The 13,341-nt window shown below is 73.8% G+C and carries 8 protein-coding genes; 4 read left to right on the top strand and 4 right to left on the bottom strand.

What is annotated here, in order from left to right; translation table 11 throughout:
- Positions 1-68 precede the first annotated feature (68 nt).
- On the top strand, positions 69-443 hold the full coding sequence (locus ACGF2V_RS20015) for a hypothetical protein (RefSeq protein WP_362620813.1): 375 nt from the start codon (positions 69-71) through the stop codon (positions 441-443).
- A 149-nt stretch (positions 444-592) separates the two neighbouring features.
- Here ACGF2V_RS20015 and ACGF2V_RS20010 read toward each other — a convergent pair whose 3' ends face one another.
- From ACGF2V_RS20010 to ACGF2V_RS19995, 4 genes are all read right to left on the bottom strand, one after another.
- Positions 593-1,492: a carbohydrate ABC transporter permease gene (locus ACGF2V_RS20010; RefSeq protein ID WP_362620811.1), complete on the bottom strand. Its 900-nt coding sequence runs from the start codon at positions 1,490-1,492 to the stop codon at positions 593-595.
- Positions 1,489-2,907, bottom strand: coding sequence for a sugar ABC transporter permease (locus ACGF2V_RS20005; RefSeq protein WP_362620810.1), 1,419 nt, complete (start codon positions 2,905-2,907; stop codon positions 1,489-1,491). The genes ACGF2V_RS20010 and ACGF2V_RS20005 overlap by 4 nt, the downstream gene beginning before the upstream one ends.
- Before the next feature lie 4 nt (positions 2,908-2,911).
- Positions 2,912-4,279 carry an ABC transporter substrate-binding protein gene (locus ACGF2V_RS20000; protein WP_362707278.1) on the bottom strand — a complete coding sequence of 456 codons (1,368 nt, stop codon included), beginning with the start codon at positions 4,277-4,279 and terminating at the stop codon, positions 2,912-2,914.
- A 206-nt stretch (positions 4,280-4,485) separates the two neighbouring features.
- Entirely contained in the window at positions 4,486-8,274 is a 3,789-nt protein-coding gene (locus tag ACGF2V_RS19995; RefSeq protein WP_362707460.1) for an FHA domain-containing protein, read from the bottom strand.
- 533 nt (positions 8,275-8,807) lie between these two features.
- Between ACGF2V_RS19995 and ACGF2V_RS19990 the strand changes: the two genes are divergently transcribed.
- From ACGF2V_RS19990 to prfB, 3 genes are all read left to right on the top strand, one after another.
- Positions 8,808-10,508, top strand: a complete 1,701-nt coding sequence (locus ACGF2V_RS19990; RefSeq protein ID WP_362620806.1) for a protein kinase — start codon at positions 8,808-8,810, stop codon at positions 10,506-10,508.
- 201 nt (positions 10,509-10,709) lie between these two features.
- The gene (locus tag ACGF2V_RS19985; RefSeq protein WP_362707280.1) at positions 10,710-11,948 is read left to right on the top strand and encodes a serine/threonine-protein kinase; all 1,239 of its coding nucleotides are present in this window, start codon (positions 10,710-10,712) and stop codon (positions 11,946-11,948) included.
- Between the two features lie 160 nt (positions 11,949-12,108).
- Positions 12,109-13,215, top strand: coding sequence for a peptide chain release factor 2 (gene prfB / locus ACGF2V_RS19980; protein ID WP_362620802.1), 1,107 nt, complete (start codon positions 12,109-12,111; stop codon positions 13,213-13,215).
- The last annotated feature ends 126 nt before the right edge of the window (positions 13,216-13,341 follow it).

Here is a 13,341-nt window from a genome sequence, read left to right as displayed (position 1 = left end):
CCGCCGTTCCCCGTCCCACCCTCGCCCCGGCGACCGGGCCCCCGGCCGCCACAGTCAGGAGCAAGACCTTGACCGTCCCCAGTCTGTTGCTGCTGCTGTTCGCCGTGTTCTCGTCGGCGGGCGGGCAGATCATGCTCAAGCACGGGATGAAGGGGGCTGCTGCCGCCGCCGCGCACGGCGGCGGATCCGTCGTCCTGCGCGCCGCGACCAGTCCGTGGGTCGTCCTCGGGCTGCTGGTCTTCGCGGTGTCCGCCGTCGCCTGGATGACCACCCTGGCGACGGTGCCGCTGTCCATCGCCTACCCCTTCAACGCGCTCGGGTACCTGCTGATCGTGCTGGCCGGCGCGACGGTGCTGCACGAGCGGACCTCGCTGTGGACCTGGGGCGGCTCACTGCTCGTGGTCGTCGGCCTGATCACGGTGATGGCCGGCCAGAAACGATGACCGCGTCGCCGGACGGGTTCCGCTCCCGGGCCCGTCCGGCGACCGGCTCCGCCCCCTCGCCCCGCAGCACCCGGCGCACCATCCGCCCTCGGGCCCGTCCGGCCGACGTGTCGCTTCCGCTTCGCCGGTACATCACCGTCCCGCCGTCGCTACTTCACCGCGCCCGCCATCACGCCGGAGACGAACTGGCGCTGGAAGGCGAAGAACACGGCCAGCGGAATGACCATCGACACGAAGGCTCCGGGCGCCAGCACGTCGATGTTGTTCCCGAACTGCCGGACCTGCTGCTGGAGCGCCACCGTGATCGGCGGCGAACCTGAGTCCGCGAAGATCAGCGCGACCAGCATGTCGTTCCACACCCAGAGGAACTGGAAGATGCCCAGCGAGGCGATGGCCGGACCGCCCAGCGGCATCACGACCCGGGTGAAGAGCCGGATCTCGCCCGCCCCGTCGAGCCGTGCTGCCTCCAGCAGCTCCCTCGGGATCTCCGCGAAGAAGTTCCGCAACAGGAAGATCGCGAAGGGCAGGCCGAAGGCGGTGTGGAAGAGCACCACGCCGAATGTCGTCTCGAAGATCCCGATCGCGCCGAAGAGTTTCGAGACCGGTACGAGGGCGACCTGCACCGGCACCACCAGCAGGCCCACCACGACCAGGAACCACCAGTCGCGGCCGGGGAAGTCCATCCAGGCGAAGGCGTATCCGGCCAGGGAGCCGAGCACGACGACGAGCACGGTCGCCGGGACGGTGATCAGAATCGTGCTCAGGACGGAGTGGGTGATCGTCGAGTTGTCCAGCAGCCGGGCGTAGTTGTCGAAGGTGATCTGCGACGGGGCTGCGAAGACCTTCCACCAGCCGTCGGCGGCGATGTCGTCCGCGCCGCGCAGCGAGGAGAGCAGCAGCCCGACGGTCGGCATCAGCCAGAACAGGCCGACCAGGACGAGGAAGACGCGCATCGCGCCGCCCCCGGCGCGGGCCGCGACCCGGGCGGCGAGGGACCGTCCGGCCCGCACCGGCGCGGCCCCGGTGGACGTGGTCGAGGCGGTCGTCATCGGCGCCCCTCCTTCCGGATCCGGCGGATGTTGACGTACATCACCGGGAGCACCAGCAGCAGCAGGAGCACGGCGATGGCGCTGCCGATGCCGAGATCCGCGTCCGTGTCGAACGAGGAGCGGTAGAGCTGGAGCGCCAGTACGTTCGCGTCGGCCAGCGAGGAGCCCGGCGAGATGATGAAGACCAAGTCGAAGACCTTCAGAACGTTGATCATCAGCGTGGCCAGCACCACCGAGAGGACCGGTGCGAGCATCGGAACCGTGATCCGGCGGAACACCTGCCACTCGTTCGCGCCGTCCACCCGGGCCGCTTCGAGGAGTTCACGCGGCAGCCCCGCCAGGCCCGCCGCGATCAGCACCATGGCGAACCCGGCCCACATCCATACGTAGGAGCCGATGATCGCCGGGGTGACGAGGGTCGGGCCGAGCCATTCGACACCGTTGTACGGCTCCCTGAAGTTCGAGGCGGGGAGCCGGAGTGCGGCGCCGTCGGCCGAGGCGGGCAGGGTGAACAGCCCGTCCGCGCCGGCCTTCGCGGAGGCCACCACCTTGCCGTCCCTGACCGCTTCGACGTCGATGCCCCTGAGCCCGAGCTCCTTGGGGTCGATGACGTTCGGCCGTCCGCCGCCGCCCTTGGTGAAGTCCAGCCACACGGTGCCGGTGATCCTGCCCGGCTCCGCCGCGGCGGCCTTCGCGGGTTTCGCGTCCGACGGCATCTTCGCCGGTGCCACGCCGACCAGCGGCAGCCGCACCGGCTCCCCGGCCCGGACCGGCGCTTTGGTGACGAACGAACCACCGCCGCCCGGCTTCAACGGATGGACGGGCAGCGGGTGCGCGTGGGGGAAGCCCGCCGACTCGGCGAAGGTGTCGTGGACGCCCACCCAGACGGCGTTGGCGACCCCACGCTCCGGGGCCTGGTCGTACACCAGCCGGAAGATGATCCCCGCGGCGAGCATGGAGATCGCCATCGGCATGAAGACGATCAGCTTGAACGCGGTGCCCCAGCGGATCCGCTCGGTCAGCACCGCGAAGATCAGCCCGAGGGCCGTGGAGACGGTCGGCGCGAACACGACCCAGATCGCGTTGTTCTTGATCGCCGTACGGATCGTCTCGTCCGTGAACAGCGCCTTGTAGTTGTCGAGTCCGGCGAAGCCTGTGCCCGCCTGGTCGAGGAACGACCGGTAGACGGAGTACCCGATGGGATAGACCACGAGCGCGCCGAGCAGCACCAGTGCCGGTGCGAGGAAGAGCGCGGCGACGACCCGGCGGGTGCCGGTCACGCTCCCGCGACGGCGGCGCGGACCGACGGCCGAACCGCCGGACGGCTTCCTGGGCGCCGGCACCGAGGGCGGCGCGGACGCATGCGTGTCGGCGGGGGGCACCGCGTCGGCGCCCCCCGCTGCGGCTGTCGTCATCGCGTCAGCTCTTGTACGCCTTGGCCGCGTCGGACTCCAGTCGCGCCTGGGTCCCCGCGATGTCCTTCGGGTTCTTCAGGAAGTCCTGGAGGGTCTTCCACTCGCCCTTACCGGGCGTCCCGCCGAACGACTGCGGGGCCTGGTCGGACATGTCGAACCGGACCGCCTCGCCCGCCGCGACCAGCGCCTTCGCCATGGTGCGCTGCACCTCGTTCGGGTACGCGGCGGCGTCCAAAGCCTTGTTCGGCGAGATGAAACCGCCCTGCTCGGCCATGATCTTCGCCGCGTCGACCGAGCCCAGCCAGGTCAGCAGGGCCTGCGCGCCCTTGCCGTCCTTGAGCGCCACCGCCGCGTCGCCACCCGTCACCACCGGGGACTTCGCCCCGACCGCCGGGAACGGGAACACCTTGGCGTCCGTCCCGATCTTCGCCTTTGTCTGCGCGATGTTGACGCCTACGAAATCGCCCTCGAAGACCATCGCGGCCTTGGGCTGGTCACCGCCCGTGAAGGTCTGGGTGACCGAGGCGGGGAACTCCGTCTGGAGCGCGCCGTCGGCGCCGCCCGCGATCAGCGACGGCTTGCCGAACAGCTCGGCGAGGGTGGTCAGCGCGTCCTTGACGGACGGGTCCGTCCACTTGATCTCGTGCTTGGCCAGCTGGTCGTACTTCTCCGGGCCCGCCTGGGAGAGGTAGATGTTCTCGAACCAGTCGGTGAGGGTCCAGCCGTCCGCGCCGCCGACCGAGACCGGGGTGACGCCCGAGGCGGACACGGTCTCGGCGGTGGCCAGGAAGTCCTTCCAGGTCTTCGGCTCGGACGCGCCCGCGTTCTCGAACGCCTTGGCGTTGTACCAGATCAGGGACTTGTTGGCGGCCTTGAAGTACACCGCGTACTGGGTGCCGTCCACCGTGCCGAGATCCTGCCAGACCTTCGCGTAGTTCCTGGCCAGCTGGGCCCGGGCCTCGGCCCCGACCGGCTTGGCCCACTTCTTCTCGGCGGCCTGCTGGATCGCGCCGACCTGCGGGATCATCGCGACGTCCGGCGGCTGACCGCCCGCGATCTTCGTACCGAGGAAGTTGATGATCGGGTCCTGGGCCGGGACGAAGGTGACCGTCGCGCCCGTGCGCTTCTCGAACTCCTCCAGCACCTTGACGAAGTTGGCCTGCTCCGCCCCCGTCCAGACCGCCGCGACCGAGAGCTTCTCGCCGTCCAGCTTCGGCAGGGCCACGCCCGACGAGCTTCCCCCGCCGCCCCCGGAGTTCCGGCCGGACTTTCCTTTTCCGCCGCCGTCGTTGCCGCCGCAACCAGTGAGGGCCAGTGCGCCGATGGCGGTCAACACCACGGCGGCTCTGCTGATCCGTTGGGTCGTGCGCATAGCTTCCCCGTCCCCGTCTCTCACGTCGTCGTGTGCGCACAGTCCTACGCCGGGTCCACGTGGGCCGCAATACCGCTTCCGGCGTCAACTCCTTGATCGTGATGGGCTCGTGACGTGCCATCAGTGGCCCGTGCGAAGTATTCGGACGGTTCCGGGACAGGGCGGGCGGGTCAGGAGCGGACGGTCCCGGGGCAGGGACGGGCGGGTCAGGAGTGGACGGGGCCGAGCGGAGCCACCGGGTCGGCGTTCACCGACCGGGCCGCCCGCTCCAGCGCACTGGCCAGCAGCGCCAGGTCCGTCGGGCCGTTGCCCAGCTCACGGACCGGGCGGCGGGCCGGCGGATCGCCCATCCGCTCCCAGTCCAGCGGGACGACGACGGGCCGCGACGTCGCCGTACGCGGTATGCGTCCCGTCACCCTGCCGCCCTGGAACGGGGTCACCCGCCCGTCCGGATGACCCAGGCGGCCGCGCCCGGGCGCCGGGTCCTCCGGCGAGCGCGGGACGGCCGGGGCGTCGAGCACGATGCGCAACCGGGCCCCCTGCGCGAGGTCCGTGTCCTCCGTTCGCTCCGGGCGGGCCGAAGCCGCGACCAGGTGGACGCCGAGCCGGCCGCCCTCCCTGGCCACGGCCTCCAGGGCCCGTACCACCGAACCGGCGGCGGGACGGCCCGGACTGCCGAGCGCGGGGGCGACCAGTGCCTCGAAGTCGTCGACCAGGACGACGAGCCGGGGCAGCGGGGACGGCCCGGGGGCCGCGGGCCGCGCACCGGCGGGGCGCAACCGGAGCGTCCCGCTCATCGGGGAGTCGATGTCGCCGCGCTGCTCCGCGGCGCTCGGCGGACGCTGGCCGACCATCCGCCGCGCCAGCTCCCGCCGCTGGTGCCATGCGCCGAAGTCCTCCTCGCCCAGCAGCTCGGCGCGCCGCTTCAGCTCACCGCCCAGCGCCTGCGCGAACTCCCGCATCCGGACCGGATCGCAGGCCACCAGGTGCGTGAAGGCGTGCGGGAGTTCGGCGCACGGGGCCAGGCCCTCGCCACCGGCGCCGTCGACCAGCAGGATGCCCAGCCGGTCGGGCCGGTCGGCGGCGGCCAGCGAGGCGGCGACGGCGCGCAGCAGCTCAGTGCGCCCGCTGCCGGGCGGCCCCTCGACGAGGAGGTGGGGGCCCTCCTCCGTCAGGTCCACGCCGACCGCGCCTCGGGGCCCGGCACCGAGCACGACGAAGGGGCGGCCGTAGGCGGAGGCGCCACGGCCCCGCACGGCCGTGGCCGTGTCCCTTCCCCTCCCGGTTCTGGCTCCCGTGTCCGTGCTGGTGCCCGCGCCCGCGTGCGCGGGCACGGTGACACGCCCGGCCGCGGCTCCGTCCGCGCCGCTCGCCTCGTTCCACGAACCGGACCCGGCGACGGTGCGGGAGCCCGGCGCCTGCGCGGGCGCCCCGGCGTAGCGTCCGCCGTCGTGGTCGGCCCCGGAGGCGGCGGTGCCGGGGTACGGGGTGCGCCCGGAGTCCCTGTTCTCGCGTGCCCCGTGCCCCTCGTCGTCCTCCGGCGAGCCGTGGGCCCCGTGGGCTCCACGTGCGTCGTCGCGGGCCAGGCCGTGACCCACCGTGCCGACGTGCGTGACGGTGTCGCTGCCGGGGTACGGGGCGTGCCCCGGGCCGGGGCCGTACTCACCGGGACCGGACGGCGGGCCGAGAACCGTGCGCTGGGCGGCCACGCGAGGGGTCACCCCACGCGGCTGCTGGGCGGGGTACCGCGTACGGCCCGAGCCGGGGCCGTCCGGTTCGGCCGGGCCCGTACCGCCCCCGGCGCCCGCAGGACCGACGGGACGGCGGGCCGCGGCGGACGCGGCGGCCGCCACGGTCGTCGGAGGCGTGGTGGGCCGTTCGTCCGCCGCGGAGGCCCAGCGGGCCATCAGGGACGCCGGGGTGGCCCGGGCCAGGCCCAGTTCGTCCAGCAGTCGGGCGGAGAGCGGCAGCGCGGTCGAGGCGGTCCCGCCGTGCGCCGACGCCGGGGCGTCCGTGCGCAGCGGGGCCAGGGCCCGGCCGAACCGCTCGGCCCAGTGCGCCGACACCGCGTCCACCGCGGCGACCGTGCCGCGGCCCGCGGCCCGGCCGTCGGCCGTGCGCAGCAGCCGCAGGGCCGTGGCCACGTCGCCGCTCAACATCGCGACCGCCCCGCACTCCCGGAACGCGATCGAGGCGTGGCAGGCGGCCTCGTACGTCGCCGCGACCGGCGACGTGGGCGTGGCGGCCGGTGTCTCGGCCAGACAGATCAGATGGATCCCGGCGGCGGCACCGGCGGTGGCCAGGCGGGCGGTACTCTCGCGCAGCGCCGCCGAACCGGGATCGCCGTCCACGACCAGCACGGTGAACGGCCCCGCGTACCGCGCGGCGGCCTCCGCGATCGTGGCCCGGTCCAGGCTCGCCCAGCCGGGACCGAGCGGGCCCTCGTCCAGCCGTCGTACCAGCTCGGCCGTGCGGGCGGCGGCCTGCTCACGGTCGTACGCGACAAGCAGCCGGCAGTCCTGGCCGCGCGTCGGACGCACATGCGGAAGCCAGCCGAGCCAGGCCCACTCGCGTCCTCGTTCCTCGGCGCCGCACGCCCGGTCCGTGCTGATCAGCACGATCTCCAGATCGGCGGGGGAGTGCAGCGCGGCGAGCTGCGCGACCGTCGAACGGGCCAGACCGAGGAGCCGGTTCCGCGGCCCGGCGAGGCCGAGCGATCCGGCCTCCCGCAGCCCCACCGTCACCGGCACGGCGGGCAGCTCGGCCCGGTCGGTCGTGCCCAGCCGCACCACGAGCGCCTCCGGATGCACGGTGTCGCGCTCCCAGAGCCGGAGGCCGGGGCCGAGCGCGGTCAGCAGCACGGCCGCGGGATCGGGCCAGACGCTTCCCGCCACCGACTTCGTGGGGAGTGCGGCGGACTCCGTGCCCGGCGGAGCGGCCCCCGCCCCGTCCGGCATCGCCCCATGGGCGGTCTCGCCCCTGCCGCCCGCGAGCCGGCGCGCCCAGGCGCCTATCCCGCCCTTCCGGGGCGCTTCGCCCTCCGGAGCGGTGGAGGAAGGGTCGGGAGCGGCGTCCGAGGGACCGGAAGCGCTGTCCGGGGGGCCGGAAGGGGCGGACCGGCGGCCGGTCGTGGCGCCGCCGCGCCCTCCGTCGCCGCCCTCCCGCGCGTCGTGCGGGACCGTCCCGCGCCCGGACCCGGGACCCTGCCCGGAACCGGAACCGTGCCCGGAACCGGAACCGTGTGCGGCCCCGGGACCGTGCCCTGTCCCGGGGAAGGCGCCCGGGGCGTACGCGGGGCCGGAATCGTGCTCCTCGGCCCGTTCGCCGTCGGCGCCGGCCGCGCCCGCCGTGCCGGACACCCGCAGGTGTCCCTCGCCGTCCGGTGCCGTCGCCAGCGTCGGCGTACGCGCGCCGGAGGTCAGCAGGAGAGTCGATTCGCCGAGCCTCAGCAGGGCGCCGGGCTTCAGCCGGACCGGTCTCTCGCGGACCGGCCTGCCGTCGAGCAGGGTGCCGTTGGTGGAACCCAGGTCCGCCACCGAGACCAGCCCGTCCTCGGCGACCGTCACCGCGCAGTGCAGCCGCGAGACGTCGGGGTCGTCGAGCGGGACGTCCGCGTCGGCGGAGCGGCCGATGCTGATCCGGCCGCCGTGCAGCAGATGGACCCCGCCCGCGTCGGGCCCCGCCACCACGTGCAACTGGGCCGGCACGACCTCGTCCCCGGCCTCGTCCTCGCCCGGGACCTGGAGCGAGAGCACGGCCCCGTCGACCAGCGGGGGCTCGCCCAGCGCGCACCGCTGCGCGTCGAGCCGCTCGCGCCCGGCGAACAGCACCACGGCACCGCCGCCGGGCGGTCCGTCGGGCCCGGAGACGGCCGAGGCCAGCTCGGGCGCCACGGCGGCGAGCACCGTCCCCGACGGGGCGGTCACCAGCACGTCACAGGCGCGCGCCGGGGTCTGGCCGCTGCGCGGCGCGAGGACGGTCAGCCGGATCTGCATCGCCGTCAGCGGTCCCTTCTGCGCGGGGCGCCGGGCAGGGGGAACGCCCTGTTGATCTCCCCCCACCCGGCACGGACGCGTCGTCCGGTACAGGATCGTCACGAGCCGCCGGGTTTCTCCTCCCACGGTCCGTGCTGTACGCATCCTCGCACCTGCCACCGTCGGTCCGCCCGGCGACCGCAGGAAAATGATCTTGATTGGCCGAGTGTGCGCCCATAAGTGCCCGCGGGAGTGCCTGCTCGGAGGGCGTTCCACGGTGCCCGCACCGTTCCGGGACCCGTTCGAAGCCCTGCCGCCGCACCGGAGCCGCTCCGTCGGCACCCGCCCGCCTCGCCCGCGACGGCCGTTCGGCCCGCGTGCGGCAACCATCGGCCGAAAAGGAGCGTCTTGTTCCGTGACGGCGCGGCGCCGGACTCCGCCCGGCCGCCCTTCGGGTGACGACGCCGGTTTGACGACAGCCTCTAGAGTGGGCCGGAACTCCGGTGCGAATCCGGGACCACCGTGAACACCACGATCTGCAGGGAGCGCATGACGTGCGGCCGGTAGGCAGCAAATACCTGCTTGAGGAGCCGCTGGGGCGCGGCGCCACGGGCACCGTCTGGCGGGCCCGCCAGCGGGAGACCGCGGGTGCCGAGGCGGCCGTCGCCGGCGAGCCCGGCGAGACCCTGGCGATCAAGGTCCTGAAGGAGGAGCTCGCCAACGACGCGGACGTCGTGATGCGGTTCCTGCGCGAGCGCTCGGTGCTGCTCCGGCTCACCCACGAGAACATCGTGCGCACTCGCGACCTGGTCGTCGAGGGCGACCTCCTCGCCCTCGTCATGGATCTGGTCGACGGCCCCGACCTGCACCGGTACCTCCGCGACAACGGCCCGCTCACGCCGGTCGCCGCCGCGCTGCTCACCGCGCAGATCGCGGACGCGCTCGCCGCCAGTCACGCCGACGGCATCGTCCACCGCGACCTGAAGCCCGCCAACGTCCTGCTCGACGAGCGCGACGGCGCGATGCGCCCCATGCTCACCGACTTCGGCATCGCGCGCCTGGCCGACTCCCCGGGCCTCACCAGGACCCACGAGTTCGTCGGCACGCCCGCCTATGTCGCACCCGAGTCCGCCGAGGGCCGCCCGCAGACCTCCGCGGTCGACATCTACGGCGCGGGCATCCTGCTGTACGAGCTGCTCACCGGCCGCCCGCCGTTCGCCGGCGGCACCGCCCTCGAAGTCCTGCACCGGCACCTCAGTGAGGAGCCCCGCCGCCCCACCACCGTCCCGGAACCGCTGTGGACGGTCATAGAGCGCTGCCTGAGCAAGGACCCGGACCGGCGCCCCAGCGCCGAGAACCTGGCCCGCGCGCTGCGCACCGTCGCGGCCGGCATCGGCGTCCACGCCAGCTCCGCCGAGATCGCCGCGGCCGACGCGGTGGGGACCCTGCTCGCCCCCGATCCGTCGCCCGCTCCCGTGCCGGAGACCCCCGGCGCCGCCGCCCCGACGCAGGTGCTGCCGAGCAACGCCGGTTCGTACGACCCCGACGGGGCGACCAGCGTCCTGCCGCACACCTCCGGCCAGGCCGACCCCGGCGGGCAGGCCGACCCGACCACGGTCATGCCGCCCGTGCCCCCGCGCCCGGACGGCCCCCCGCAGCCGGAGGACCCGCACCCCTGGCAGTCCCAGCTCCGGGCGGCCCGCGACCGCAACGAGCAGACGCAGGTCCAGTACCTCGACCCCAGCCAGGACCCGCTGCGACGCCGCCCCCAGCGGCCCCAGCCGCAGCCCCAACCACGGCCGCAGCCCCAGCACCAGCCGTACCCGCCGCAGCGGGGGCAGCAGCCGCCGCCGCACCAGCCTTACCCGCCGCAGCAGTACGCCCCGCAGCCCCAGCCCTACCATCCGCAGCCCCAGCCCCACCAGCCCCCGCCGCCGCCCCCGCAGCGCCAGCAGTACGCGCCCCCGCAGCAGCCCGCACCGCGCCCGCCGCGCGAGCCGCGGCAGCGCAGCGCCAACCCGATGCGGATCCCCGGTCTCGGCTGCCTCAAGGGCTGCCTGTTCACGTTGGTCCTGCTCTTCGTCGCGGGCTGGCTGATCTGGGAGCTGACCCCGCTCCAGGACTGGATCGGCCAGGGCAAGAGCTACTGGCAGGCGATCACCGACACGGTCTCCGGCATCACCGACTGGATCTCGAAGCTCGGCGGCGGTGAGAGCGCCGGCGGCGGCAACGGCGGTGCCGGTAGCGGTCCCTGAGGCTTCGTCCGACGTGACGGCGAGGCCGGAACACCATCTATGTCGACTTCCGCGGGGGCGGAATCCGTCGTGATTCCACCGCAATTCGCCCGCGGAAGCGAGGGCTGGCGCCATCCCGGACGCTCAACCCCCCGGCCGACGCGTAACTTTGTCGGCCGGGGGTCATGCGACGATCCATCGCCAGCCGCTGAGGGAGCAGTCTTGGCACGGAAAATCGGCAGCCGGTACACCGCCCACCAGGTCCTGGGGCGTGGCAGCGCCGGCACGGTGTGGCTCGGCGAGGGGCCCGAGGGCCCGGTGGCCATCAAGCTGCTCCGCGAGGACCTCGCGTCCGACCAGGAGCTCGTGGGCCGCTTCGTCCAGGAACGCACCGCGCTGCTCGGCCTGGACCACCCCCACATCGTCGCCGTCCGCGACCTCGTGGTGGACGGCAACGACCTCGCCCTCGTCATGACCCTGGTACGCGGCACGGACCTGCGCACCCGCCTCGACCGCGAACGCCGCCTCGCCCCCGAGGCCGCCGTCGCGATCATCGCGGACGTCGCCGACGGCCTGGCCGCCGCACACGCCGCCGGAGTGGTGCACCGCGACGTCAAACCGGAGAACATCCTCCTCGACATGGAGGGCCCGCTGGGCCCCGGCAACGCGCACCCGGCCCTGCTCACCGACTTCGGTGTCGCCAAGCTGATCGACACCCCGGGCCGCACGAGAGCCAGCAAGATCATCGGCACTCCGGACTACCTGGCCCCCGAGATAGTCGAGGGCCTCCCGCCCCGCGCCGCAGTCGACATCTACGCCCTCGCGACCGTCCTGTACGAACTCCTCGCCGGCTTCACCCCGTTCGGCGGCGGACACTCCGGCGCCGTGCTGCGCCGCCATGTGACGGAGACGGTCGTCCCCCTCCCCGGCATCCCCGAGGAACTCTGGCAGCTCCTCGTCCAGTGCCTGGCCAAGGCCCCGGCCTCCCGGCTGCGCGCCTCCGAGCTCGCGTCCCGGCTGCGCGAAATGCTTCCGCAACTGGCCGGCATCCCGCCGCTGGACGTGGACGAGCCCGGTACCGACCCCGAGCCAGGGACGTACGACGAGCAGCCGTACGCCCCCGCCTCCGAGGAGCCCCGCCGCCGCGGCGCGGTCCCGCTGGTCCCGGGTTCCTCCACGGACTCCAACCGCGACACCCACACCAGCATGCGTGTCCCGGCCCCCGACGAGCTCTCCGGCGGCCCCCGCGGCACCGCCCGCGCCCCGCGCTCCCCGGGCGCGCCCCGCCCCGGCTCGGCCCGCAACAAGGCCGCGGCCGTCCGCAAGCGCCGCCTCACCCTGGGCGCCGCCGCCCTGGTGCTGGTGGCGGCGCTGGCCGTGGGCGGCCGGCTGGCGCTGAGCGGCGACTCCTCGGACGCGCCCCCGCAGGACACGGAGAACTCGGCACCGGCGACTCCCTGAGCCGGCCCGCCCGGGCCTCTCCCGCGCGCCGCGCACCCGGTCGCCGAGCCGGAACCACGGCTGTGATCACCGGCGTCGAGGGGACGCGGTCGACGGTGTCGCCAAGACGTGATCACGCGGCCCGGGGAAGGTCCGCTCCGACAGCCGTTACGCTGGACCCGTGGCAGTCGTCGATATTTCCGAAGAGCTGAAGTCCCTCTCCTCGACCATGGGGTCCATCGAGGCCGTCCTGGACCTGGATGCGCTGAGGGCGGACATCGCCGCGCTCGAGGAGCAGGCGGCCGCGCCCTCCCTCTGGGACGACCCCGAGGCGGCGCAGAAGATCACCAGCAGGCTTTCGCACCTCCAGGCCGAGGTCCGCAAGACCGAGGCCCTCCGCTCCCGCATCGACGATCTCGAAGTCCTCTTCGAGCTCGCCCAGGACGAGGGCGACGCCGACACGCTGGCCGAGGCCGAGGCCGAGCTGGAGGCCGTCAAGAAGGCGCTGGACGAGATGGAGGTCCGTACGCTCCTCTCCGGCGAGTACGACTCCCGCGAGGCCCTGGTCAACATCCGGGCCGAGGCGGGTGGCGTGGACGCGGCCGACTTCGCCGAGAAGCTCCAGCGCATGTACCTCCGCTGGGCCGAGCAGCGCGGTTACAAGACCGAGGTCTACGAGACGTCGTACGCGGAGGAGGCCGGCATCAAGTCGACCACCTTCGCCGTCCAGGTCCCGTATGCCTACGGCACGCTCTCCGTCGAGCAGGGCACCCACCGGCTCGTCCGGATCTCGCCCTTCGACAACCAGGGCCGCCGCCAGACGTCCTTCGCGGGCGTCGAGGTGCTGCCCGTGGTCGAGCAGACCGACCACATCGAGATCGACGAGTCCGAGCTGCGCGTCGACGTGTACCGTTCCTCGGGCCCCGGCGGTCAGGGCGTCAACACCACGGACTCCGCGGTGCGCCTGACCCACATCCCGACCGGCATCGTCGTCTCCTGCCAGAACGAGCGCTCGCAGATCCAGAACAAGGCGTCCGCGATGAACGTCCTCCAGGCGAAGCTCCTCGAGCGCCGCCGCCAGGAGGAGCAGGCCAAGATCGACGCCCTCAAGGGCGACGGCGGCAACTCCTGGGGCAACCAGATGCGGTCCTACGTCCTGCACCCGTACCAGATGGTCAAGGACCTGCGTACGGAGTTCGAGATGGGCAACCCGGAAGCGGTCTTCAACGGTGAGATCGACGGCTTCCTGGAGGCGGGCATCCGCTGGCGCAAGCAGCGGGAGAAGTAGCCCGTTCCACCGGCCGGCTTCCCGGCCCCGGACCTGACGGGGGGGGGGGGGGGGGGGGGGGGGGGGGGGGGGCCCGGGGCGGGGGGGGGGGGGGGGGCCCCCCCCCCCCCGGCGGGGGTGGTGGGG

Origin of the sequence: Streptomyces sp. NPDC047982 (assembly GCF_043204165.1) — a bacterium.
GTDB lineage: Bacteria > Actinomycetota > Actinomycetes > Streptomycetales > Streptomycetaceae > Streptomyces.
This window is presented reverse-complemented; position numbering and strand designations above follow the sequence as displayed.

Bases quoted from the DNA above. Each gene is read 5' to 3' on its own strand.
- ACGF2V_RS20010 (WP_362620811.1), bottom strand. From the start codon at position 1,492: ATGACGACCGCCTCGACCACGTCCACCGGGGCCGCGCCGGTGCGGGCC.
- ACGF2V_RS20005 (WP_362620810.1), bottom strand. From the start codon at position 2,907: ATGACGACAGCCGCAGCGGGGGGCGCCGACGCGGTGCCCCCCGCCGAC.
- ACGF2V_RS20000 (WP_362707278.1), bottom strand. From the start codon at position 4,279: ATGCGCACGACCCAACGGATCAGCAGAGCCGCCGTGGTGTTGACCGCC.
- ACGF2V_RS19995 (WP_362707460.1), bottom strand. From the start codon at position 8,274: ATGCAGATCCGGCTGACCGTCCTCGCGCCGCGCAGCGGCCAGACCCCG.